The 23,730-nt window shown below is 45.4% G+C and carries 17 protein-coding genes, 1 tRNA gene and 1 pseudogene; 9 read left to right on the top strand and 10 right to left on the bottom strand.

Features of this window, described 5'->3' with window-relative positions; translation table 11 throughout:
- The first annotated feature begins 38 nt into the window (after positions 1–38).
- Positions 39–1,379: a hypothetical protein gene (locus E7588_08630; protein ID MBE6689318.1), complete on the top strand. Its 1,341-nt coding sequence runs from the start codon at positions 39–41 to the stop codon at positions 1,377–1,379.
- A complete protein-coding gene (locus E7588_08625) occupies positions 1,339–3,663 on the top strand; it encodes a hypothetical protein (protein MBE6689317.1) in 2,325 nt (774 codons plus the stop codon). Before E7588_08630 ends, E7588_08625 begins: the two co-directional genes overlap by 41 nt.
- Before the next feature lie 57 nt (positions 3,664–3,720).
- Here E7588_08625 and E7588_08620 read toward each other — a convergent pair whose 3' ends face one another.
- The 4 genes from E7588_08620 to E7588_08605 all read right to left on the bottom strand — a co-directional run bounded on the left by E7588_08620 (position 3,721) and on the right by E7588_08605 (position 9,320).
- On the bottom strand, positions 3,721–4,566 hold the full coding sequence (locus E7588_08620; protein MBE6689316.1) for an aldose 1-epimerase family protein: 846 nt from the start codon (positions 4,564–4,566) through the stop codon (positions 3,721–3,723).
- Between the two features lie 21 nt (positions 4,567–4,587).
- Positions 4,588–5,709: a glycosyltransferase gene (locus E7588_08615; protein MBE6689315.1), complete on the bottom strand. Its 1,122-nt coding sequence runs from the start codon at positions 5,707–5,709 to the stop codon at positions 4,588–4,590.
- 25 nt (positions 5,710–5,734) lie between these two features.
- Entirely contained in the window at positions 5,735–8,155 is a 2,421-nt protein-coding gene (locus E7588_08610) for a hypothetical protein (GenBank protein MBE6689314.1), read from the bottom strand.
- 73 nt (positions 8,156–8,228) lie between these two features.
- Positions 8,229–9,320, bottom strand: coding sequence for an SPASM domain-containing protein (locus E7588_08605; GenBank protein MBE6689313.1), 1,092 nt, complete (start codon positions 9,318–9,320; stop codon positions 8,229–8,231).
- 197 nt (positions 9,321–9,517) lie between these two features.
- Here E7588_08605 and E7588_08600 point away from each other — a divergent pair, with 197 nt between their 5' ends.
- Complete coding sequence (locus tag E7588_08600; protein MBE6689312.1) at positions 9,518–10,774, top strand: competence/damage-inducible protein A; 1,257 nt, start codon at positions 9,518–9,520, stop codon at positions 10,772–10,774.
- 13 nt (positions 10,775–10,787) lie between these two features.
- On the top strand, positions 10,788–11,261 hold the full coding sequence (gene coaD, locus E7588_08595; protein ID MBE6689311.1) for a pantetheine-phosphate adenylyltransferase: 474 nt from the start codon (positions 10,788–10,790) through the stop codon (positions 11,259–11,261).
- Positions 11,262–11,316: 55 nt separating this feature from the next.
- Here the strand turns inward: coaD and E7588_08590 are convergent, their stop codons facing one another.
- Both E7588_08590 and E7588_08585 read right to left on the bottom strand, forming a co-directional pair.
- The gene (locus E7588_08590) at positions 11,317–12,072 is read right to left on the bottom strand and encodes a fumarylacetoacetate hydrolase family protein (GenBank protein MBE6689310.1); all 756 of its coding nucleotides are present in this window, start codon (positions 12,070–12,072) and stop codon (positions 11,317–11,319) included.
- A 41-nt stretch (positions 12,073–12,113) separates the two neighbouring features.
- A complete protein-coding gene (locus tag E7588_08585; GenBank protein MBE6689309.1) occupies positions 12,114–13,280 on the bottom strand; it encodes a M23 family metallopeptidase in 1,167 nt (388 codons plus the stop codon).
- A 547-nt stretch (positions 13,281–13,827) separates the two neighbouring features.
- Here E7588_08585 and E7588_08580 point away from each other — a divergent pair.
- Positions 13,828–14,715: a mannose-6-phosphate isomerase gene (locus E7588_08580; protein MBE6689308.1), complete on the top strand. Its 888-nt coding sequence runs from the start codon at positions 13,828–13,830 to the stop codon at positions 14,713–14,715.
- 43 nt (positions 14,716–14,758) lie between these two features.
- Here E7588_08580 and E7588_08575 read toward each other — a convergent pair whose 3' ends face one another.
- Positions 14,759–15,376 (bottom strand): YdcF family protein, encoded by a 618-nt coding sequence (locus E7588_08575; GenBank protein ID MBE6689307.1) that lies wholly within the window; start codon positions 15,374–15,376, stop codon positions 14,759–14,761.
- A gap of 240 nt (positions 15,377–15,616) precedes the next feature.
- Between E7588_08575 and pflB the strand changes: the two genes are divergently transcribed.
- From pflB to E7588_08560, 3 genes are all read left to right on the top strand, one after another.
- A complete protein-coding gene (pflB, locus tag E7588_08570; GenBank protein ID MBE6689306.1) occupies positions 15,617–17,848 on the top strand; it encodes a formate C-acetyltransferase in 2,232 nt (743 codons plus the stop codon).
- A complete protein-coding gene (gene pflA, locus E7588_08565; protein MBE6689305.1) occupies positions 17,845–18,558 on the top strand; it encodes a pyruvate formate lyase-activating protein in 714 nt (237 codons plus the stop codon). Before pflB ends, pflA begins: the two co-directional genes overlap by 4 nt.
- An 80-nt stretch (positions 18,559–18,638) precedes the next feature.
- A tRNA-Gln gene (locus tag E7588_08560) sits at positions 18,639–18,709 on the top strand.
- A gap of 202 nt (positions 18,710–18,911) precedes the next feature.
- Here the strand turns inward: E7588_08560 and E7588_08555 are convergent.
- Both E7588_08555 and E7588_08550 read right to left on the bottom strand, forming a co-directional pair.
- The gene (locus E7588_08555; GenBank protein MBE6689304.1) at positions 18,912–20,936 is read right to left on the bottom strand and encodes a hypothetical protein; all 2,025 of its coding nucleotides are present in this window, start codon (positions 20,934–20,936) and stop codon (positions 18,912–18,914) included.
- Positions 20,937–21,054: 118 nt separating this feature from the next.
- A complete protein-coding gene (locus tag E7588_08550; GenBank protein MBE6689303.1) occupies positions 21,055–22,248 on the bottom strand; it encodes a hypothetical protein in 1,194 nt (397 codons plus the stop codon).
- 151 nt (positions 22,249–22,399) lie between these two features.
- Here E7588_08550 and E7588_08545 point away from each other — a divergent pair, with 151 nt between their 5' ends.
- Positions 22,400–23,242: a helix-turn-helix domain-containing protein gene (locus tag E7588_08545; protein ID MBE6689302.1), complete on the top strand. Its 843-nt coding sequence runs from the start codon at positions 22,400–22,402 to the stop codon at positions 23,240–23,242.
- A 286-nt stretch (positions 23,243–23,528) separates the two neighbouring features.
- Here the strand turns inward: E7588_08545 and E7588_08540 are convergent.
- A pseudogene (locus E7588_08540) lies at positions 23,529–23,612 on the bottom strand (hypothetical protein).
- Positions 23,613–23,730 lie beyond the last annotated feature (118 nt).

Below are 23,730 nucleotides of genomic sequence, written 5' to 3'. Positions count from 1 at the left end.
AATATCAAGTACGAAAAAATAAAGAAAAGGACACGGCCATGAATAATAAACAATCCCGCACCGCCTCCTCCGCCAAAAACCGTGCCGCATTGCGCCGCATGGTAAAAAAGAGAAGAATTGCCAGACTGAGAAAGCTTGTGGGCGGTACATTTTTCTTTGTGATATTTTATGCTCTTATGATGATTTTCAGCGCTCTGATACTGCTTCTTGCAGTCAGCTGCCGTCACAGAGACCCTCAGCCCGCAGATGCTCATGTCATTGTTCACAGCGAAAAGGTGAACGAAAAAACAGGCGAAATAAAGCTTGTTGAAAACGAGGTGGACATATCTCCCATAAAGGATATTGCCCGCAGTGAACGTTCGGCGTATGTTCCTGTTTCGGCGTTTGAAATGCTGGGCGCAGATATTACCCCCGCAGGCGACCCGCTTATCAGCATTACAATAAATCTTAATGAGGTTGGCGAGTGGGCGACCTTTATGATAGATTCCGATAAGGTGAATGTGAACGGAACGGATATAACGCTTGGCGCCGTAAATGTTATACGCGACGGTGAATTGTATATCCCGCTGGACTTTTTCGAGAATCAGCTTCTTGGTGTGACCGTCACCGGCGAGGACGGCGAGTACTCTGTCAGAAAGAACGGCCTTGAGCCCGTTTCATTTGTAAATAAGCCTGCCGCGGAGACTCCGTTTATTAATGAAAGCGACTACTTTACCGATGAGCCCATAAAATTCAGATCCGATCTTTCAAGATACGAGCAGTATATGAACCCCGAAAACCACGATGATTATCTTTTCCTTGTGAACGTGAACAACCTTCTGTCAGAGGATTTTGTTCCTCATGAGCTTCGCGACGTTAAATACACCAAGCCGGACCGCGCAAAACAGCAAATGAGCCTTAATGCCCAGATGGCGGCTGATGCCATGCTTATGGAAGCCCGTGAGTACGGTTTTGACAATCTTTGGGTTACAAGTGCGTACAGAAGCTATCAGACCCAATCCTGGCTGTTTGATAACGAGGTTGAGTTGATGCGTGAAGAATATGGTGATGAATATGCCGAGGAAAAGGCGAAGGAATCGGTAAATCCCCCCGGAGCCAGCGAGCATCAGTCGGGTCTTACCGCCGATATACACACTCTTTCCACAGCTTCTCTTAAATTTGCAGGTACGCCCGCGGCAAAATGGCTGGAGGAAAACGCGCAGTATTTCGGTTTTATCCTGCGTTATCCCGAGGATAAGACCGATATAACCGGTATCATGTACGAGCCGTGGCACTTCCGCTATGTCGGACGCTACCATGCAATGCAGATAACCCGTATGGGCATGTGCCTTGAGGAATATGTTGAATATCTGGAAAATGAACGTGCAATCAGAAAGTGAGAAAGCTATGAAAAAAATAACCGAGCTTTTGAAGAACGGAAATATCGGATTGACCCCCGGGGTTGTTTCGGGAAATGAGCATGAAAATATACTGTATGTTTCCGCCTGCGATAAAATAAGCGCGGTATGTGCAGACTATACCGATACACTTTCATTCATATGGGGTGAAGGCGAAATAATATGTCGGCGCGAGTTCAAAAATATTTCGGATAAGACACTTGAGTTAAAGGAACTGACACTGGATATCGAGGGTATCACCTTTGGCGAAAATCCGCGTGACGACTATTTTTACCATAACGAAAATCCCCGTGTGTACGAAGCGATGACCTTTCCCGTTGATTTTGACCGAAACACTGTCGGAGAAGACAATTCCGATTTTGATATATGCGCCACCCGTCGCTGGGCAGACCCCGACATCATCGGCGGACGCATCGGTTCAAGTCCGTATATGTCTTTTCCTGCAATACTTCTGAGCAACTATAACACCAAAAACGGTGTTATTCACGGCACTCTTAGTCAGCAGGTGTTTTACCATAGCTATAACGTTTTGCACGTTGACGGCAAAATAAAGCTGGAGGTATTTTCCTCTTTCAGAAATACGGATTGTCTTGAAATTCAGCCCGGCGTAAGCGTTGTTGACGAATGGTATCTGGGTGTTACCGACGAGGCGGACGATATAGAGAAAATGTTCAGACCATACATAAGGGTGTTGCGTCAAAGACTGCCTCGAACGGGCGAAAATCCAAACCGCACATCACTTGTGTGGGGGAGCTGGAATGACGGCATTTTCAAGGACGTAAATGAACAGCTTATCATAAATGAAGCGAAATTTATCAAAGATAATTTCCCCACGGTAAAGTGGATTCAGCTTGATGACGGCTACACTAATATTTCAAGCTCAAGTGATGTGAACACAAACGACGGAATTTCAATGCTTTATGAGGGCGAAAACGGTCTATGCTGCGAAAAATTTCCCAACGGGCTGCGATATCTGTCGGACAAAATACGCGAAATAGGGCTTCGTCCCGCCTTGTGGATAGGGCTTTTATGCCATAATAAAACAAGGATTTTCAAGGAGCATCCCGAATGGTTCATTGATTACAGCTACCGTGTGCGTTCCATGCATCCTCTGGATGTGAGCCTGCCGCAGGTACGTGAATATATGGAAAAAGCAGTGGATGTCATGCTCAGACAGTACGGCTTTGAGGGTGTAAAGCTGGATTTCTGGAGCTATGCCTTTGAGGATAAGCACGGCCTTTACAGAAATAAGGATAAATCGGGCGGTCAGTACCGTCGGTGGTGGTTGAGCACACTGCGAAAAGCTTTGCCGAAGGACGGTTATCTTGAAATTGCCTGCGACCTTGCTCAGGGAAATCCGTTTTTGGGTGAATATGTATCCAACCATCGCTACGGAACCGACATCGGCTCGGGTAATTGGGAGCATATCAAGCCCAATTATCTGTGGGGCGTTGCCAATGTTGCAAACCACATGGGTGATATAATTATTCCCAACAGTGATTCCATAGGAATGTTCCCGGGACTTAACGAAAACGAGGCAATGTTCTGCATAAACTACTGCCTTGTGACCCATTCTATGGTGGAGATAGCGGGTAAGCTTAGTGAGGCAACCGACAAAAAACGTCTTGCCGTACTGAAAAAAGCTGTCTGCAATCCCAATAACGGTCAGGATGTGCATTTTGTAAACTTCAATTACCGTTCAAACAAATACACCGTTCCGGAAATAATGTATTTTGATACACCGCATTTTTCAACCCAATGCGATAATTCCGCTTTACCTTTGAGAACTGTGGGCATTTTCAATATTTCGGACGAAGAAAGAAGCTATACCTTCACATACAATGACCTGAAGCTGAGCGACGGCGAATATGTTCTCACCGATGTCTGGAACGGCAGTCAATATGAATTGTCCACCTTCGGAATAAATCTGCCGCCCCATTCCTCTCGGCTTTTTGCCGTGACCCAAAAGAACTCTGTTGTACTGCTGGATGCAAATATCCGTATAAACTCAGCAAAAACAGAGCAAAAAAGCATGATTCTCGAAACCGATTACGCCGTAAAGGATGCACGGCTTTACTTCAATAAGCCTGTCAGTCGGATTTTATATAACGGAAAGGACGTACCCTTCGTGCGCCAGGCGCATGAGGTTGTTTTTGACCTTGAGGGCAAGGGTACTCTCACGGTGGAGTTTTCGGGAGTTGCATGCGGTTTTTCAAAAAAACGTGTGATAGACATAATGAATGAGAATTGCAGCTGCGCAAGATAACAAAATCACCTGTCCGGATTTTCCGGACAGGTGATTTGTATATTCCGATTATGTTACTTACGCTTTTATATTGATGGTGTAGGTTGCGGTGAAGGTATTGCCGGGGGAGAGAATGTTCATGTTGCGTCTGTGTGCAAATTCGTTGTCGGTGCCGGGAACGTCGTCAGAACCGAACCAAGGCTCAAGACATACATAGGGGGCGCCTGCTTTTGCCCATATGCCGCAAGCGGGGAAGCCTGTGAAGGAAACTTCAACATACTCGCCCTTTTCGTCTGCCAGAGCAGCGGAGTAAAGCTGTGCGTTATCAAAAATAAGAACATCATTGTCAAAAAGCTCTTTTGTTACAACGGTTTCATTTGCTATGGGGTACTTGGGAGTGTCGCAAAGACCGTCCTTGAGGTTCTGGAAGTAAATATCCTTGAATCTGCTCTTGAGAATGAGCTTGTCGCCCAGCTTTGCCTTGAAACCGGGGTGCGCACCTACCTGGAAGGGCATATCAACATCGCCCTTGTTGATTACGGTGTAGGTAACGTCGATGGATTTATCTCTGAGGGTGTGTGTGAGGTAGAATTCAAAGTTGTAGGGATACATTGCAAGAGTTTCGTCGCTTGCGACTCTGCGCTGAACAAGAGTTGTGCCGTCGCAGGAAACAAGCTCGATGGGGTTCTTGCGTACAAATCCGTGAAGAGGAAGCTTGTAGGTTGTGCCCTTGTCGGTGTAGGTCTCCTTGTAGAAGCGTCCTACAACAGGGAACAGTATGGGGGAAATTCCTGTCCACCATGCGGGGTCGCCGTCAAACATAAATTCCCTTCCGCTTTTTTTGTCAACGATGGAAGTCAATTCGCCGCCGATGTCGTTGATTTCAACCTTGAGAAGATCGTTCTGGATAACTTGCATACTCATAATTTTTTACCTGTCCTTTATTTAATTTTTATTATAGTTGTTGTAAAGAAATTCACAAATTGTCTTTGTGGAATTCGGCTTACCGATAAGGGCAATATTCTTTTTCATGTTGGCGATTTTGTCGCGGAAATAGAAGAACTGATATATTACCTCGTCCAGCGGGCAGGTGTCGGTGACATACATTGCCACGCCGTTGTTTAAAAGGAATTCGGTGTTTCTGTCCTCCTGGCCGGGGATGGGGTTGACCACTATCATTGGAAGTCCCTTTGCCAGTGCCTCCGAGCTTGTAAGTCCGCCGGGCTTTGTTATTATGCAGTCGGCGGCATCCATCAATTTGTCAACATAATCGACATACCCGAGAATTGTGAAGCTTTTTGTGAATTCCATTTCATCAAGGGCTTCTTTTGCCTGCTTGTTGTTTCCGCATACAACGATTGTCTGGAAATCCACTTTTATTTCATCAAGCTGTTTTACCGTTTTTTCGATATTTCCGTAGCCCATGCTTCCGCTCATGAGAAGCAAGGTGAATTTACCCGGATCAAGACCGTATCTTCGGCGCACGGCTTGTTGGTTTTCGCGCTGTGCAAACTGAGGCTTTATGGGTATACCGAAAGGAAGTATCTGAGACTTTTTGTATCCTTTTTTAAATGCCTGAATGTTCATCAGCTCGTTTGCGGTTACTATATAATCAAGGTGGATGCCCTCTTCCCAGAAGGGATGAAATTTGAAGTCGGTGACTATACCCACTGCGGTGAATTCCGATTTGTATTTAACCTTCATAACGTCCACAATGGCGGCGGCAAAAATGTGAGTGCATATCACCACGTCGGGCTTATATACATCAGTGTATTTTTTCAGCTTTTTCGCCATTACATTGTGGGAAAGACGCATTGCGGACATATCTTCGCCGGTTTTTGTGCGTTTTTCGGCAAGTCTGTAAAACTTTGAATAGGGTTTCGGCACCATGCTGGTGGACAAAAGGTAACCCTCGGATATGGTTACGGCAAGAAGCTTGTTGAGGTATTCATAAGTGTCCAGGATACGACACTCCGTATTGGGCATCGAGTCAAATTGTGCCTTTATTGCTTTTGCGGTAGAGTTATGACCCTCACCTGCGGTAATGCTTAAAATCAGTACTTTCATTATGTGCTCCTTTCGTAAGGATTGATTAGGTTAGTGCTTTATATACTGTTACATGAGTTGTAAGTCCGCTTTCCATGGTGTCGCCTTCAAACTGTGCTACAATGCGGCGATACGGCCCTATGATATTCGCAGGCACGGTTTCATAAATACGGCTTTCGCGGAACTCATTTCCCGGGGTGTTTGCAACCTCGGCGACTATTTCATTGTGATGGTGCAGAACGGCTTTGCCGGCTGTAAATACATACGGAGCGGCACAGCATATCCCCAAATTGTGGCCGTTCAGCCTTACCTCACAGGAATGCTTGACACTGCCCATATCTATGATTACTCCGTTTTCGGGGATTTCGTCAAGATCAAAATGCATACGGTACTGCACAACTCCCGAAAAGCTTTGCCCCAGCCTGTCGCACCAGTTTCCCGGTGTACAATCGGTGAAGGGCGTATCGGGATATTCCGCTTCAAAATGGGTTGTTCCCATGAGAAAACGGTATATCGGACGCATTTTGAAGTTACCGATTACAGCAAGCATTTCACCTTTTTTGCTCGGCCGGCTTGAGGCAATATCGCCCTCCGTAATCATGTAAACCTTGCTTTCGCCGGAAGCAAGCGTCACATTTTCAGTGCCGTCGGCTCTGTAAATGTTACCGTCGGAAGCATTGAGAATATATATATTTCCCTTTTCGCCGAATTCTATATCAAAAGTATGGCTTTTTGTGTCTTCATTGGTTACGAGGTACAGTGCACAACTGTCAGATATTCTTTTGTGCACCATTATTTTCTCGTTATTTATATGGCAGATGGGGGACAATGAATCTATTTCATGCGAATAAATTACCGTTCCGCCGTTCTTTTTGAAATTTTCAAGAACATGTACGGATTTTTGCGGCATTCTTTTGCAGGTCGGTATTACCACTGCTGTGTAGCACGCACTTCCTGTCGAAAGAGAACCGCCGTTTACAACACAGGTCTCAAGAAAATCATCATCAATACAGTCAAAAGGTATATGATGCTTTTCAAGCTCGTGCCCTGTGCTGTCAAAGCTTTCAAATGCAGGCTCCATGCCGTCACCGCCCGCCCAGAAATCGTTCATTGGCATATAAAGTGCGCAGTCGATAACCGGTTTTCCTATACACATAAGGTATGACATGCGCGCCGTGTACATGTTGAAGCGGCTCAGATGCTTCCAGTGAGGCATCAGAGGGTTGAAGGACGGACCGCCCTTTACACGCCGCACACCGTCATTTTCGTAATTCAAAAGCATTATGTTTATAAGGTTTATACCGCGTACCATCTGATAGTTCATTACATACCGCATCTGTTCAAAGGTAATACCGTGGCTGTAAATTGAAAACGACTCGGATACGGCATAAGGGGAGCCTATCTGATTTGCGGCAGAAGAAGCAAATCGTGGGAAAAAGTGATTGTCTTTCCCGGGGAATATCTGACGCCAGATGGTGTCTATACCGGGGATATCAAGCCCGCGAAGCTGTCTGAGAACACTGATAAATCCGTGCTTGATGCAGTTTTTCGTCTCGTCCTCTCCGCCGAGATGACCTGCGGAAAGAAGTCCGTTTTTTCTGTACCAGTCGCGTATGGGCATAAAGTAACTTTGGAAAAACCTTTCTCCCAGAAGGTCTCTGTAATCCTGTCGTGCCCTGAGTGCATCCTCGGGCGCATCATCAAAATCAAGCAAAAAAGGAAGATAGTCGATGAGGCTGTATCCGTACTTTTTTTCAAAGCACTTTTCGATTCCTTCAAACCATCCTACATGGCTTATGGCAGGTTCGTCGGTGAACGCCACCTTCATTTGTCTGCCAAACATGTCGGACATGTATTTTTTGTACTGCTCGTGGGTCAGATTTATAAAAACGGAGGTACTTTCCTCCATACAAAGGTTGGGAAGCTCCGGCTCCCATGGACTGCAGGTATAAAAATACTCCGTTATTTTGCTTTCCGAAGCAAAGCCCTCGGAGATTCTGTTTCCGCCGCAGAATGCCGCAACGGCGTTTTCACCTGCAACATAGGGGGAAGCGGCGGTACGCTTTTCAAGATGCGCATTGCGCAGACGCGGGCACTGTGCCACCACACGGTGGTTTGCACTGCCCGAGGGCCATCCTCCTTCATCATACAGCCATAACTGCATTCCCAATTTTGCCGCGTATTCCATAGCAAAGCGGTATATTTCAAAATACTCTTTGGTAAGATAATCCGGCTCCAGATTTGTGGGACTGGTTTTCGGACGGAAATCCTTGGGCTGGGGCAGAATATATACTGTTTTTATGTTGTTTTCGAACATATAGTCCAGCTGACGCATTATTTCGTTCTTTTCCACGGGACTTGTCCAGGACCATGCAAAGGCAGGATAAAAATCCACATCCGGCATTTTAAGTTTTTCCGGGGAAAAGACACAGTTGAGCTGAGGTATTTCCGAATGAGAATATTTCATACTGCCTCCTGTAAAGGATTTTATACATAACCATTCTACACTTATTTGGGTTTAAAGTCAATAGTTTTAAAAATTATTTAAAACAAATTTTTGCCATCTCTTTCAGCCTGTCACGGGAATAATCAAAGAATTCCTCATAGCTTTTGCAAAACCTGTTAAGCGAGGGTTTGCCGTCATAAAAAGGCTCACGAAGACGTCGGCATCCCCCCATACATATATTAAAATGTCTGCACTCACGGCATTTTTCATTAATGTACAATGAACTTTGCACAAAACGTTGTGAAGTGTCGGAATTTTTCATTTGCTCAAACGAACAGTCAAATATATTTCCGAGTTTCCATTCGTCCAATGCGTAAAAGTCGCAGGGGTAAACACTTCCGTCGCTTTCCACCGTGAAATTACAGCTGCATCTGCCCATCATACCGCAACATTCTGCCGGTATACCTGCCATAATCCGCACGTAATTGTCAAAATTCCGTATGCTTATGTAGTTTCCGGACATAAAATCCGAATAGTACAAATCAAAAACGGTTTTCAGAAATACCGCATACCTTTTGGGTGTGAGTGAAAAATCATATGTATTCGAAAAAGGGTCCACCTGTGCGATGAATTGAAGATACTTAAATCCGTTTTTCTTGAAAAAGTTATATATTTTAGCTCCGTGGCGGGCAGAATAGTTGTTGACTACCGAAAGTATATTGTACTCAACACCTGCTTTATCAAACATTCTTGCGGTATCCATTACCCTTTTGTAGCTGTCGCACCGCATGAAATTGTGTATTTCGTCATATCCGTCCAACGACAGACCGATAAGAAAACCGTTGTCGTGAAAGAAACGCGCCATTTCCGTAGTGATGTCATATCCGTTGGTCTGCAACGAAAAGGACGTTTTTACATTTTTTGTGTTGAATTCCCTGCAAAGCGATACAAAGCTTTCAAAGTATTTAATTCCTGCCAGAGTAGGCTCACCGCCCTGAAAAACAAAGCTGCAGCTGCCCTCGGCGTATTCATAGGCACGTTTTACCAGCTGACGGGTGCATTTTTCATCCATTATGCCGTGTGAACGCACGGTACGGTTATCCGCCTCGTCGGTGTAAAAACAGTATTTGCATTTCATGTTGCAAAGAGAAGATGCTGGTTTTATGAGAAAAGAGGCATCGGGCACTGTATCACCTCACATTTTATAATCAGGTATATTATACACCCAAAACAGCCGCAATGCAATAAAATACGGAAATATTATTGCATTATTGGGATTTTTATGCTATAATAACGCTGAACATATATTACGTTATTACCGGGAATTTGATTTGAACTTTCCCGCACCGTACCCGGTACGGAAACATCTAAGGAGATGATACCATGAATCTTACAGCGGAAATAATTTGTGTCGGTACAGAGCTTTTGCTGGGCGACATTGTAAATACAAACGCACCCTTTATTTCACAAAGGCTGGCGCAAATAGGAATTTCACAGTATCACCGCAGTGTTGTGGGTGACAACCATCAGCGCTTCAGAGAGCTTTTGGAGCAAGCTTACAGCCGTGCGGAAATTATAATAACCTCCGGCGGTCTGGGCCCCACCTATGATGATATGACAAAAGAGACTGTGTGCGATTTTCTGGGCTGTGACACCGTAACGGACGAAGAGGCACTGGAGCGCATGAAAGCGTTTTTTAAAAAGCGCGGACGTGTCATGACGGACAATAACGTCAAGCAGGCAGTGGTGCCCGAGGGTGCTGTGGTTTTTCAGAACGACAACGGTACCGCTCCCGGAATATGCGTTGAAAATAACGGAAAATATATAATAATGCTTCCCGGTCCTCCCAGAGAGCTGGAGCCCATGTTTGAAAATCAGGTCATTCCTTATCTTATGTCCGAGCCCATGTTTGAGGACGCGGCTATAATGTCACACAGCATCCGTGTTTTCGGTGTGGGCGAGTCGAGAATAGAGGATATGCTTTATGAGCTTATGACCAAAAGCACAAATCCCACCCTTGCCCCTTACGCAAAGGACGGAGAGGTACTTCTGAGAGTTACGGCGCGTGCCCAAACCCCTCTTGCTGCCGAAGAAATTATGAAGCCCATGATAAAAGAAATATATGACACACTGGGCGATAATATATACGGCATGGATGTGGACAGTCTGCAGGAGGTTCTGGTTGAAAAGCTGACCCAAAAGGGAATGAAGATAGCTACTGCCGAAAGCTGTACCGGCGGACTTATTTCCAAGCGCATTACCGAGATTTCGGGCTCATCAGCTGTGTTTGATTGCGGAATATGCTCCTATGCCAACGCCATAAAGCATAAGGTTTTGGGAGTAAATGAAAGCGACCTTGATAAATACGGAGCTGTGTCCGAGCAGGTTGCACTGCAAATGGCCAAAGGTGTGTTAAAGCTTGCGGATGCGGATATTGCCGTTTCCACAACAGGTATTGCGGGACCGGGAGGCGCAACACCCGACAAGCCCGTGGGAACCGTTTATATAGCCGCCGTTACAAAAAATAAAGAGATCGTGCGCCGTTTTGAACTTGGCAGAGGCACGGGTGATGAAAGGGAATATATCCGACATCTTGCCGCTTCCAATGCCATCGCAATGGCGCTGGAGCTTTTAAAATGAAAGGGTGAATTATATGAGTAATATTGCCATATATCCCGGCTCCTTTGACCCGTTTACCAACGGACATCTGGATATTGTTCTCAAGGGAGCAAAGCTGTTTGACGAGGTTCATATACTTATCGGAACAAACGCCAATAAAAAAAGGGCGTACAGCAGTGAAAAAATGAAAACCGCTATTGAAAAGACGCTTTCAGACAGAAACATAACCAACTGCAAGGTTATTGTTCATGACGGTCTTGTTGCCGAATATACCCGATTTAATAAAATCGATTACATGATACGCGGATTGAGAAACAATCTTGACTACAACTACGAGGAAAACATTGCGGAAATTAACAAACTGATAAATCCCGCACTTGAATATGTATACTTCCGTGCCGAAAATGTTGCGGTGTCATCCTCGATGGTTAAAGAGCTCTACTACTATCACAAGGATGTTTCAGGCTTTGTACCCTCACCGGTGCTTGATGCAATGCAAAACGGATAATAAAAAACTGCAAGACTCATTTGAGTCTTGCAGTTTTTGTTAAAGCCGTAAAGAATTATTTGCAGTAGTTTCTGAGAATTCCTATACCCTCTACCTCTACCTCTACCACATCACCCTTTTGCATGGCAGATATGCCCGAGGGAGTACCTGTTGTAACAACATCGCCCGCAAAAAGCGTCATGCCGTCAGTGATAAATTCCAAAAGCTCACCTATGTTGTAAAGGAAAAGACTTGTGGAAGCGCACTGACGCACCTCGCCGTTTACTCTTGCGGTGACGGTAACATTGTTGGGGTCGATTTCGGTTTCCATCCAGGGGCCGAAGGGTGCAAAGGTGTCATATCCCTTTGCGCGTGTCCACTGCCCGTCCTTTTTCTGAATGTCGCGGGCGGTGACGTCGTTAAGGCAGGAGTAACCCAGTATGTACTCCTTCCAGTTCTCTTTTTTTACTTTTTTTGCCGTCTTTTTGACTATAAAGCAAAGCTCCGCCTCATGGTCAACTCTTTGGGAGGCTTCGGGAAAAACAATATCACCCTCATGAGCCGTCAGACTTGAGGAGGGTTTTATGAAAAGTATGGGCGTTTCGGGTACGGGACCGCCCATTTCCTTTATGTGCTCGCTGTAATTTTTGCCCACGGCTACTATTTTTGTAGGTACACTGGGAATTTCAAGCTTAACGCAGTCCATCGGTATGCCGTCGGAAACAGCAGAAAAATCATCGCTGTATATGTCTCCCGTCAGACGGTATATCATGCCGTCTCGTATAATACCGGTATGTGTCTCACCATTATATGTATATCGTGCGATTTTCATTTACATTACCTCTTGAAAATATTTTGAAAAAGTGGTATAATTTACACTAAACCTGCGGCTTCCAGACATGTATTGAGCTTTTGCGGGTCAACAAAGCGTCCGCCTGCAAGTACTCCGTACTGCAACGCCGCTCCCGACTGAATGTTGAGTTTTGCTATAACGTCCGATTTGCTGACGAAATCGCCCGAAGAAACACAGAGACTGTCGAGATTTGAATAGAAAGTGAAAATACCTATTCCGTGGTCGATGATTATTGTTTTACCGTAGTCTCCCAGTTCACCCGCAAACACTGCTTTGCCGTTACCCATGCTTTTTACGTCCTGTGTGTCGGATTTTGCAAGTATGAAGCAGGAATAACCTGTGTTTTCTCCGTTTTTTGTTAAAGGAGTGCCGAAGCTTATGAGCGCATCGGTGTATTCAACAGGCTGCTCGAATTTTTCGTTCCACATTTTTCCGTCGCTTACCGAAACGGCTTCAAGTACCTTTTTCAGCGAGGGCGAGGGGGTGGCGTAATCAGCTGTATAAAGCTGGTCGGGAATACTTTCGTGAAGCTCAAAGGCGAGAGTGCTTTTTACAGGCTCTGTCTGGACAAACTGGGTTATTTTGTTTCCGCTTTGGTCGGTGACGGTTAGTGTTATCTGCTGTTGCGTATCTTTATTTGAGTCGGAACAGTACATCAGCTTCACACCGTCGTTTTCGTAAAATTCGGCGGTTCCGTTTTCAAGTGTAAGCTGTTCGTCACGGGCGGTGTTATATATACTCAGTACGGTAAATTCGCCGTTTTCAAGCCTTGTGGAAGAGGCAAGACCTACCGGTGTAAGAATGTAGTTCACATCTGCCTTGTAGATTGCTTTTCCGTGATATCTTGCCGAGGAGCTTTCATACCATTCGGCAGTGAAGATGTATTCCAGTTTGGTTTTTCTGTTGTAGGTGAAGCTTTTATATTCCTCCGAGCCGTATTTTCCGCTGTAAACCGAGTCGGCACCGTCAAATATCTGCACCGACACTGCATCCGGAACAAGCTCAAACTCAATTTCTACTGTACTGCCGTCGGGCGAATAATCGTAAAGCGGTATTTTTGCGGAAGTGAAGTGCATTACATCCGATGAACGGAAATTGCCGTCGCATTTGCGGTAATTCCAGCTCATTTCAAAGGGAGCGATGTTTTCTGTTTTGCCCGATACCGTAATTTCGGCTGTTGGCGGCATATAGTATGTGTATGCCGTGGAATAGTTTTCGTCTGTCAGGAGAATTGAGGCATATTCGGGCAGAATATTTTTGTAAACCGTCTGCTTTTGTGTTGCAATGCGCAAGAGACAATCATCGGGTGAATCGGTCAGAAGTATTTCACAGGATATATCATCGCTTTTGCGGTCTATATCCAGTCTGAACACCTTGTAGCTGGACATTTCGTGTGCAGGTGTTTCAATAACTGCCGATTTTTCAAAAATGTCCGCGTACAGTTTGAAGGATTCAATATCGTAATATGTAAAGTTCTTGTTTTCCGGAGAGGTTACCGTGATGGCAACAATATTGTCCGCACTGATTTTTCCGGGATGAAAATTAATTATAACAAACAAAAGCACCAGCATCGGAATAAGTATGACCGAGGCTATGGCGGCAATGGTAAGCTTCTTTTTAGTTTTGTTTTTATGTTTCAGAGCCATAATAATTTCCTTAAAAATAATATTTATTTGATATTATAATACATTATACGCCAAAATTCAAGTCAAATTTGTAAAGGATGATGAAAATATGTTTCCTATTGTAACAAAACCCATTTTCAAAACTGCTGTGTGGGCGGGTAAAAAGCTCTCCGAATATTACGGAGTGGATTATTCCGTGTCGGAGGCATGGATGCTTTCCGTGCGTCCCAACGACAACTCTCAGGCGGTGAATGAGCCTTATGCGGGAAAAACGCTGGGCGAAATAGAGGAATACCGCGACGCATCGGAAAATTTTCCTCTGCTCATAAAGCTTATCGATGCCAATACACCTCTTTCTGTGCAGGTTCATCCCGATGATGAATACGCACATAAAAAAGGCGAGCCTTACGGAAAGACCGAAATGTGGTATATTGTTGAAGCGCAGCCGGGTGCTCAGCTTGTTTACGGACTGAAAAAAGGTGCGGACAGCGAGGCGCTTGCCAAAGCGGTAAAGGACGGCAAGACGGCTGATGTTCTTAACTATGTGGACGTAAAGGCAGGGGAGTGCTATTTTATTCCCGCAGGAATGGTGCACGCTATCGGTGCCGGTATACTTATCGCTGAAATTCAGCAGAATTCCGATACTACCTACCGTCTGTATGATTACGACCGTGTGGATAAGGACGGAAACAAGCGTCAGCTTCACATTGAGGACGCTCTTGCCTGCACCAAGCCGAATGCGGTGAGTACATACGAGTGCACTGCCCCGGTTATTGCAAAGTGTGACTTCTTTACTACCGAAAAGCACAGCTTAAAGGGTGCTGCCGGCTTTGACGGCAGGGAAATGACACATATACTTGTACTGGATGGCATCGGAAAAATAAAATACGGTGAATATACTCACAGCATTGAAAAATATTCAAGCATTCTCGCACCCAAAGGATGTGGTGAATTTATTCTTGAGGGCGATTTTGAGGTGCTTGTAACAAGAGCATAAAACAAAAAGCTCAGTGCCGACGTTAAGCCGGCACTGAGCTTTTTTAAATGTTTCCTGACATTACAAGCAGCATATCCTTTATTCTCGCAAAGTACTCGCGTATGTAATTTCTCGGGTAATACATGCGGAAATCGGAGGTTACACCGTAAGCTTCAAGCCCCATACTCCGGGCGAGGAACAAGGAACGCGCCATGTGGAAATCCTGTGTGACCACAATCATTTTCTTTGCGTTGAAAATTTCTTTTGCTCTTGCCATCGAGGCACGGGTATTCACCCCTTTGCCGTCGGTGAGTACCAAATCTTCCTTTGCGCCTTTGGCAAACGCATATACCGACATGGCGTTTATTTCGTTCTGCCCCGGTTTGTCTCCTCCGCTGAGAAGCAGGGGCACATTTCCGGAATAATGCTCATAAACCATAAGCCCCGCATCCACACGGTCAGAAAGGATTTTACTCATGGTGTTGTCGTCGATAACCTTTGCTCCGAGAACCAGTATGCAGTCGGGCGTGAAATCTTCGGGCAAGGCGTCAAGATTATTGTGGGTGATAATATATTTCTGTGCCCATGCCATCATGAATATATTTACTGCCGCACCCAGCATAAACAGTATCAGCGCAAAAAGAAAGGTATACAACAGAGTATTCTTTATCTTCTTTTTCATATTTTACACCTCAAGCTCTCTTTTTATTATAGGACGAAAACGGATAGGAATTGTTCCGCTGATATACACTAAAAATGACATGAAAAGTGTGTTAATTTTTTCACATCTGCGATTGACAAAATACAATATTTGTAGTATAATGTTATATCATCGGATTTTAAGTGAGTTTCGGGCGGTCTGTCGGATATACAGCACATTATTGAAGTGCCCGCGAATAATAGAAATACAGGAGGAACGGCTATGGAACATAAGAATTGGGACGGATTTAAAAAAGGCGTTTGGCAGGATGAAATTAATGTACGCGACTTCATTCAGCTTAACTATAAAGAATATAAAGGCGACCACGGCTTTTTGGCAAATGCTACACCTCGTACCGAGGGCATTCGCAAAAAGGTGGAGTCTCTTTTCACACTTGAACGTCAGTACGGCGGAGTTCTGGATATAGATACTGCTACCGTATCCTCTCTTACCAGCTATTCCCCCGGATATATAGACAAAGAAAACGAGCTTATTGTAGGTATGCAGACCAACCGCCCTCTCAAAAGAGGTGTCAACCCATTCGGCGGTATGAGAATGGTACGTCAGGCGTGCGAGGCATACGGCTATAAGCTGAGCAGTAAGGTAGAGGAGGAATTCCGTTACCGTACAACTCATAATGAGGGCGTTTTCCGTGCATATACGGATGAAATGCGTCAGGCGCGTAAGTGCCATGTAATAACAGGTCTTCCCGATGCTTACGGCAGAGGACGTATCATAGGCGACTACCGCCGTGTTGCACTTTACGGTGTTGACCGTCTTATTGAGGAGAAAAAGAAAGATAAGAGCAAGCTTTCCGACGGCTCATTTGACAGTGTTAAAATAAGACTGGATGAAGAGCTTTACAAGCAGATTTCCTTCCTGGGTCTCATGAAGGAAATGGCGGCGATGTACGGCTACGACATAAGCGAGCCTGCAAAGAATGCACGCGAGGCTATCCAGTGGACATATTTCGCATATCTTGCGGCAATCAAGGAACAGAACGGCGCCGCCATGTCTCTGGGCAGAGTAAGCACATTCTTTGACATTTATATAGAGCGCGATATTGAAAACGGCACTCTCACCGAAGAGGGAGCACAGGAGCTTATGGACGATTTCGTTCTCAAGCTGCGTATTGCGCGTCATCTCAGAACGCCCGAGTATAACGAGCTGTTCGGCGGCGACCCCATGTGGATAACCGAGGCAGTGGGTGGTATGGGCGAGGACGGCAGAACCCTTGTAACCAAGAACTGCTTCCGTATGCTTCACACTCTTTATACTCTCGGCTCCTCTCCCGAGCCTAACCTTACAATTCTGTGGTCTACTCAGCTGCCCGAGGGCTTTAAGAATTACTGCGCCAAGGTTTCTGCCGATACCGACTCCATCCAGTACGAGAACGATGACTTAATGCGCCCCATTTACGGCGATGATTATGCCATTGCATGCTGTGTTTCTGCAATGAAGCTGGGTAAGCAGATGCAGTTCTTCGGTGCGCGTTGCAACCTTGCAAAGCTGCTTCTTATCGCCATTAACGGCGGTTATGACACCACCAGCAATATGCATATAGGACCTCAGATGCCGGTAATGGATGTGGAAAAGCTTGAATACTCCGCTGTTATGGAGCGCTTTGACATATATATTGCATGGCTCAGCCACCTTTATGTAAACACAATGAATGTTATACACTTCATGCATGATAAATACGCCTACGAAAGAACCCAGATGGCACTTCATGATACCGATGTGGAGCGCTTCATGGCGTTCGGAATTGCGGGACTTTCTGTGGTTGCCGACTCTTTGAGTGCAATTAAGTTTGCCAATGTTCATCCCGTAAAGGACGAAAACGGCTTCATTGTTGATTTTGAAACAAACGGAAGCTTCCCCAAGTACGGAAACGATGACGACCGCGTTGACGTTATTGCCAAGGATATGGCGCACAAGGTCATTACCGAGCTTCGAAAAACAGGCACCTATCGCAGTGCGATACACACTCTTTCCGTACTCACCATTACCTCTAACGTTATGTACGGCAAGAATACAGGTGCTACTCCCGACGGACGTAAGGCGGGCGCACCATTTGCACCCGGTGCAAATCCCATGCACAACCGCGAGGAAAACGGTGCACTTGCGTCACTTAACTCTATTGCCAAAATCAGCTATGACGACTGCCGTGACGGAATTTCCAACACCTTCTCGGTTACTCCCCAGGCATTGGGCAGAACTGAGGAAGAGCGCATAGAAAATCTTGTTTCCATTCTGGACGGATATTTTGCAAAAAAGGCGCACCACATAAACGTAAACGTTCTTAATCGTGAAACACTCATGAAAGCGTATGAGGAGCCTGAGCTTTACCCGAATCTTACCATCCGTGTTTCGGGCTACGCTGTTAACTTCAACAAGCTCTCACGCGAGCAGCAACGTGAGGTTATCAGCCGTACCTTCCACGAAAGCATATGATAAAGGGTAAGGTTCATTCCATTCAGAGCCTGGGAACTCTGGACGGACCGGGAGTAAGATATGTAGTGTTTATGCAGGGCTGTGATATGCGTTGTAAATGCTGTCATAACCCCGACACCTGGTCTCATGATGGCGGAGATGAATATACTCCGCAGGAAATTTTCGAAAAAATGCTGAATTTCCGTGTTTACTTCGGAAAAAAAGGCGGTATCACACTGTCGGGCGGAGAACCGCTTCTGCAGGCACAGTTTGCACGTGAGCTGTTTTTGCTGTGCCGTGAGGCAGGTGTGAACACCTGTATTGATACGGCAGGAAGCGTGCTGGACGACAAAATAAAATCGCTTCTTGATGTATGCGATCGTGTACTTCTGGATATAAAATATACAGACGGTGATTTGTACCGCAACAACACGGGCTGTGAAATGCATAGGGTGCTGGATTTTCTCACTTACCTTGAGCAAAGCTCCATTCCCACCACACTCAGGCAGGTTGTTATTCCTACCGTTACGGATAATGAAGAAAATATTCTGAGGCTGAAAAAAATTGCCGACGCTCATAAATGCGTTGACAAAATCGAGCTTTTGCCTTTTAGAAAGATTTGTCAGGTAAAGTACGATAAAATGAATATCGTTTTTCCGTTCGGACATCTTGCCGAGCCGGATGCCAAAACAATGGAGCATCTGGAAAGAATTGCGGGTATACGAAAATAATTTTCAAAAACACACATTTTTTTCAAAAAAACTATTGACAAACCGACTTGATTGTGATATAATAATCAAGTCGAAAACATTGCGGGATTGTGTAATGGCAGCACGACAGACTCTGACTCTGTTTGTGAGGGTTCAAATCCTTCTCCCGCAGCTCAGAAAAGCACTTGCGAAAGCAAGTGCTTTTTTCGTGTGAAAAGGATTTTCGGTATACAAAAATAGTGTAGCAGTCATAAAACTACTACACTATTAAAAGTCTAACTTTTTGGGGTCACATCAGTGAAACGGGGGGATATTTTCAGCGTTTTTTTACACTTAAAATAGCATGGTTAAATCGACTTGTCAATACTGATACATCAAAATTCGATCATAAACATATCAAACATAACAAGCTCGTCCACCTTAAAGTACACTCTACCCTCGCGGTATTCGAAGGGTATCTCGGTATCGACAGAATCCTTGCCGCCAAGCTTTACCACACGACGAGGCTTGTCACAACGTACATCAATACCGAAACTGCGTACGGGAAGCAGCTCATCGGTACACATAAGGTCAATGGTGCTTATGAGTATATCGTTTTCACGTTTGAAGGTTACAAGCTCTACCTGACGCGGTGCATCGGAACGAACTGTCAATGTTTCATATCCGATAGCGCCGTCAAGTAAATTACGAAGCAGACGTCTGTGAGCACGGCGGTCATCACATTCAATTACTGCCGCAGACCAAACAACTGTACCTTTACCCAGCTTTTTGCGGATTAAACCGGGCATATCGGTAGCGATACCCGGAGGGTTTGAATGGATGGACGCAAATCTGCGCTCATTGGGGTTTGTAAACGGAAGTGTTACCGTGGCAAGTACCTCAACGTCCGAAACCTCGAGTATTGGCAGCCTTGCTTGGATGGGGAACGGATACTTTTCGTCAAAATCGCCGAAGTATGCCTTTCCTGCATTGGTAGGTGCCAGATATGTGAAGTTATGCTCGGTATAGCCCTTAAGCTTTGCGCCAAGAAGCATTTCAAGAAGCTCTTCGTCCTGCGCACCAGAAATATAGAGCACACCGCCGTTTTCGACAAAGGCCTTCAGATGCTCACGGTTTTTGTCCGATATTTCGGTGATACACGGAGCAAGCACTGCCTTATAGCCGTCAAGTTTGTGTGTTGTGTGATTTGTAACAACGCCTGCAGGCACGTTTGACTCAATAAGATTGCGCATAATGTTGACCGATGCCGACTTTGGATCGAAATCCTGATCCAACTTATTGTAGTTTCCACGCTCGCTGTAATATACACCGACCTCAGCCAAAAGATCACCCGAAAAATATTTTTCGTAAGGCATCTGGTGCTCAAACACACGTCCCACAAGCTCAAAACCTTTTTTGTTCAGCGTACCTACGGGATCTATCGCATCGATGATTAAGGAAGCTCCGTGATGAGCGGTGGGCAACAGTGTTTCGTGGATAAGCTGCTCTACTGCCTTGGAATTTGTGTGAGCCTTAAGAGATTTATCGCATCTGCTGACCATATACTCAAACGGCTGATTTGGGGTGGCGGTATAGTAATATTTCGCCGCAAATGAGTGATAGTAATTATCACCGGACAAATCACCGCCGACGTAGTCACATTCCTGTACCACAAGCTCGGTGTTGCAGTTGGCTGCAGGCATTGAAATAGCAGCTGCGCAGTTATGCTCTACCGTTACGCCGGGCATTAATTCTTTGGTGTATTCGGTGATAGTGTGGGCAAATTCGCCCATCCATCTGACACGCATACGATGAAATTCCATCCACACGGGTGAATTCCAATCCAATGCCGGAACCTGGCCGTTTGGCAGCTCCTTGCCGGATTGTTCCTTGTATTTCGCACGGCAGGCATCGCAGTCGCATACATAAGAATAAAACAGCATATCGTAGAACATTCCGTCAACTGTGAAATATTCCGCCATTTCCTTTATTTGTGCTTTGACGAACTCTAAATACTCAGGGTTGTTAGGACAGCAAAGACCATACCTGCTTCCTTCCTCATGGATGGACTTGCCGCTATGGTGCTGGATCATACGCCATTCCGGGTGATTATCCTCCTCGTATGTGTTGAAGATAAGGCTGTAGTAACCGATGACCTTGATGCCCTCGGCATGACAGAGATCAACTACCCGCTTCATCATATCCTCGCGTCCCTTGAACGCGGAGTGCATATGACCCACCTTTGTGGGGAAGTAGCAGTGTCCTGCGTGAGAGTGGAAATACAGCATTGCCGCTTGAATATGAGCGGTTTTCAGATTTCTGACGTAATCTTCGGGATCGAACTGACTAAGAAATCTTTCGTCCCAATCCTCGATATGCATATCAACGAGATTGCGTCTGTAACAGTTTTTATACCACATAATTCAGTATTTACTTTTGCAAATCAAAAGCTCCCTTTCTTAGAAATTGTGGGTGGTTTACGCATTAAAACCTTTTGCATGGTGAAATATAAACCACAAAAATTTGCCCGAATTTATTTTAGGCTTCATCTATACAAAGTTCGGGGTTTTCCGCAAAATGCTTAAGCATCACAAGGGGCTCGGTATCGGAGGTGTTGGTGATTGTAATACCTTCCTTTGCCGCCTTCTCGGTAACGAAGAACTCGTCATTCGTAAGCTCGCCGTAGCGGATGAGTGTGGGAGTTTCGATATCCCAATTACCAAATCTTCCGCGACCTTCGACAAGAATAAATCCGTATGCCGCCGCATCCTTTATTACTGCGGTCTTGCCCGGATGCACTGTAAGTCTTTTTGCTGATGCTACCTCGCATTTGTAGCATATCCATTCCTCGGTGTAGTCGGCATTATCGGTAATAACGCGGGGTTTCATGAAGCGATTCTTGGAAAAATACGGGTCGGTATTCTTCTCAAAATCCACCACATCTACAAGGTAATCGAAATTGCCGCGCTCCTCCGGAGGACAATTTTTCCACAAAAGCTCCTCGGAAACCGTGTGTCCGCCGTAAAGTACCGACTGATACATAGCATAAACATCGCTTGCAAACTGGGGCTCGTAGGTACAAAGGCTGGCGGGCGCATGAAGAACTCCCGGAGGAACGTCCCAGCCTGTGTCAAGGGTTATCTTATATGCCTGCGAAAGGTCGAGAATGTGATTGTCGCCCTTGGTAAAATTCATCAGCGCTTCCTTTAATTTTTCCTTGGTGGTTTCGGGGCGCAGACCGAAGAAGGTGTAGCCGAACTCACCCTCGTAATTGTTCATCTGCGAGGGGAAGAAGTACATTTCGGGTTTGCCTGCCTCACCGACTCTTGCCGCGTGTCCGTCACGGTGATGGATGTGATGCGGAAGCGGTCCCAGGTTGTCGAAAAACTTCGAGAACATGGGCCATTTGCCGTACTTGTTCCAAAGCTCATCGCCGATGATCTTGCCTTTAAGCTCGGATACGGCATCACGAAGGAGAATGCGCTCATTTCCGTCTTTTGAAACGATGTAGGAAAGTCCTTCATCCGCGGGAGTATCGGGACCGTTATCCGCGTGAGTTGTGGACGCGAACCAGCGCTCGTCAATGCCGCCGCGAGCCGCACCGAGTGCGTAGTAATCGTCGGGATGGAGCTTCAGTCGCTTTGCGGGACGGCAGAATGAACGTGGTACCCATGTGGGTGCAAGACGAAGCACTCCTTCGCCTTCAGTGAGAAGTTTTCTGATATTGGTCATAACAACTACCTCCATAATAATTTACTTGCCCTTATTGTATCACATGTATTATCCGAAGTAAAAGACACAAACGCTTTATAAAATAGCATTTTTGTGTTTACATATTGACTAACAGCTTGATGTGTGTTACAATAAATTCGGAGGTGGAGCAATGCTTTCGGTATCAAAAAACGAGCTTAACAAAGCTCTCGAACATTTTTACAACGTTACAGGCATCAAGATCGTTATGTATGACAGCGAACGACGTATTATCACCACATATCCGGAAACATTCGAGCCATACTGCACTGTTGTGCGTTGCGCCCCGGCGCTTAAAAAGCGTTGCCTTGGCTGCGACAATACGGGATTTGATGTGTGTGATGCCACACGCCGTCCGTACATCTACAAATGCCATATGCACATAACCGAAGCCATCGCGCCTATAATCGCCAACGGTGTTATCATCGGATATTTGCTTTTCGGGCAGGTGCTTTGCGGCGAGGACGAAAAAGCAGCATATGATTGGGCTGTTCAAGCCGCCGAGGATTTCGGCTTTGACAAAACAAATTTCCTTGATAAACTTGCGGCAATAAAGCGTGCAACACCCGAATATCTCTCGTCGGCACTTGAGATAATGTCAATGTGCGCAGGTTACCTTTATACAAGCGAAATAATTAAACAAATGCCCGACATTCTTGCCGCACAGCTTCGGGACTATATAAATGCCCACCTTTCCGAAGAGCTTTCATCGGAGCTTCTCTGCCACAAATTTTTTATATCACGTTCCAAGCTTTATAAGATATCGGTGAGCGAATTTGGCACAGGTATAATGGAGCATATAAAAAAAGAACGGCTGGAGTTAGCCGCCAGAAAGCTTGAGACCACCACAGCTCCGATATCGCATGTCGCATATGAGGTCGGTATTCCTGACACCAATTATTTTATTCGTGTATTCAAGGGAGCCTACGGCATAACCCCACGGGCATACCGAAGGAAATACCAATTTACAGAGTGATTCTGTAAGATTCTCCACTTTTTAATTTCATTATTCGGAAGAACACAGATATGTAAATTTACACCGGGCTTTTCTCAAAACAAAATGCACCGTTTTCAACTTTTTATTGAAAAACGGTGCATTTCTTGTATTCCCTGCCTGTACAAATATAAGCAGGGGATTATTGGGCTTTTTGTAGCTTAGCTAACATATTTTCAATAAAAATTCCATAAGCCGACCTTATAGCTGTTTCTTCGCCGTGTTTTTTGCGTAACATAGCACCGTACTCTTTTATATATGATTCCTGCTATTTAATTTTCCCTGCCTCGGAGAGCATGTTTTCAATAAATATCCCATATCCGCGAGTCGGGTCGTTTACGAAAACATAAGTAAATTGATGATACCTACACCTCAAAGTCCTCAACACTCAGCTAAATATAGCGGAAAAAGCCCATATTTCGGTAGATTTGAGAGCGAATTGACCTGTTCAGTTCGCTCTCTTTCTATTT

The organism is Oscillospiraceae bacterium (genome assembly GCA_015065085.1).
Taxonomy (GTDB): Bacteria; Bacillota; Clostridia; order Oscillospirales; family SIG627; genus SIG627.
Note: the sequence above shows the minus strand (reverse complement) of the source record. Positions and strands in the feature narration are given on the sequence as shown.

Coding starts and splice junctions, on each gene's coding strand:
- E7588_08590 (MBE6689310.1), bottom strand. CDS start 12,072: ATGAAAATCGCACGATATACATATAATGGTGAGACACATACCGGTATT.
- E7588_08585 (MBE6689309.1), bottom strand. CDS start 13,280: ATGCCGCCAACAGCCGAAATTACGGTATCGGGCAAAACAGAAAACATC.
- E7588_08580 (MBE6689308.1), top strand. CDS start 13,828: ATGTTTCCTATTGTAACAAAACCCATTTTCAAAACTGCTGTGTGGGCG.
- E7588_08620 (MBE6689316.1), bottom strand. CDS start 4,566: ATGAGTATGCAAGTTATCCAGAACGATCTTCTCAAGGTTGAAATCAAC.
- E7588_08550 (MBE6689303.1), bottom strand. CDS start 22,248: ATGACCAATATCAGAAAACTTCTCACTGAAGGCGAAGGAGTGCTTCGT.
- E7588_08555 (MBE6689304.1), bottom strand. CDS start 20,936: ATGTGGTATAAAAACTGTTACAGACGCAATCTCGTTGATATGCATATC.
- pflA (MBE6689305.1), top strand. CDS start 17,845: ATGATAAAGGGTAAGGTTCATTCCATTCAGAGCCTGGGAACTCTGGAC.
- E7588_08545 (MBE6689302.1), top strand. CDS start 22,400: ATGCTTTCGGTATCAAAAAACGAGCTTAACAAAGCTCTCGAACATTTT.
- E7588_08630 (MBE6689318.1), top strand. CDS start 39: ATGAATAATAAACAATCCCGCACCGCCTCCTCCGCCAAAAACCGTGCC.
- E7588_08610 (MBE6689314.1), bottom strand. CDS start 8,155: ATGAAATATTCTCATTCGGAAATACCTCAGCTCAACTGTGTCTTTTCC.
- pflB (MBE6689306.1), top strand. CDS start 15,617: ATGGAACATAAGAATTGGGACGGATTTAAAAAAGGCGTTTGGCAGGAT.
- E7588_08615 (MBE6689315.1), bottom strand. CDS start 5,709: ATGAAAGTACTGATTTTAAGCATTACCGCAGGTGAGGGTCATAACTCT.
- E7588_08575 (MBE6689307.1), bottom strand. CDS start 15,376: ATGAAAAAGAAGATAAAGAATACTCTGTTGTATACCTTTCTTTTTGCG.
- E7588_08600 (MBE6689312.1), top strand. CDS start 9,518: ATGAATCTTACAGCGGAAATAATTTGTGTCGGTACAGAGCTTTTGCTG.
- E7588_08625 (MBE6689317.1), top strand. CDS start 1,339: ATGTTGAATATCTGGAAAATGAACGTGCAATCAGAAAGTGAGAAAGCT.
- coaD (MBE6689311.1), top strand. CDS start 10,788: ATGAGTAATATTGCCATATATCCCGGCTCCTTTGACCCGTTTACCAAC.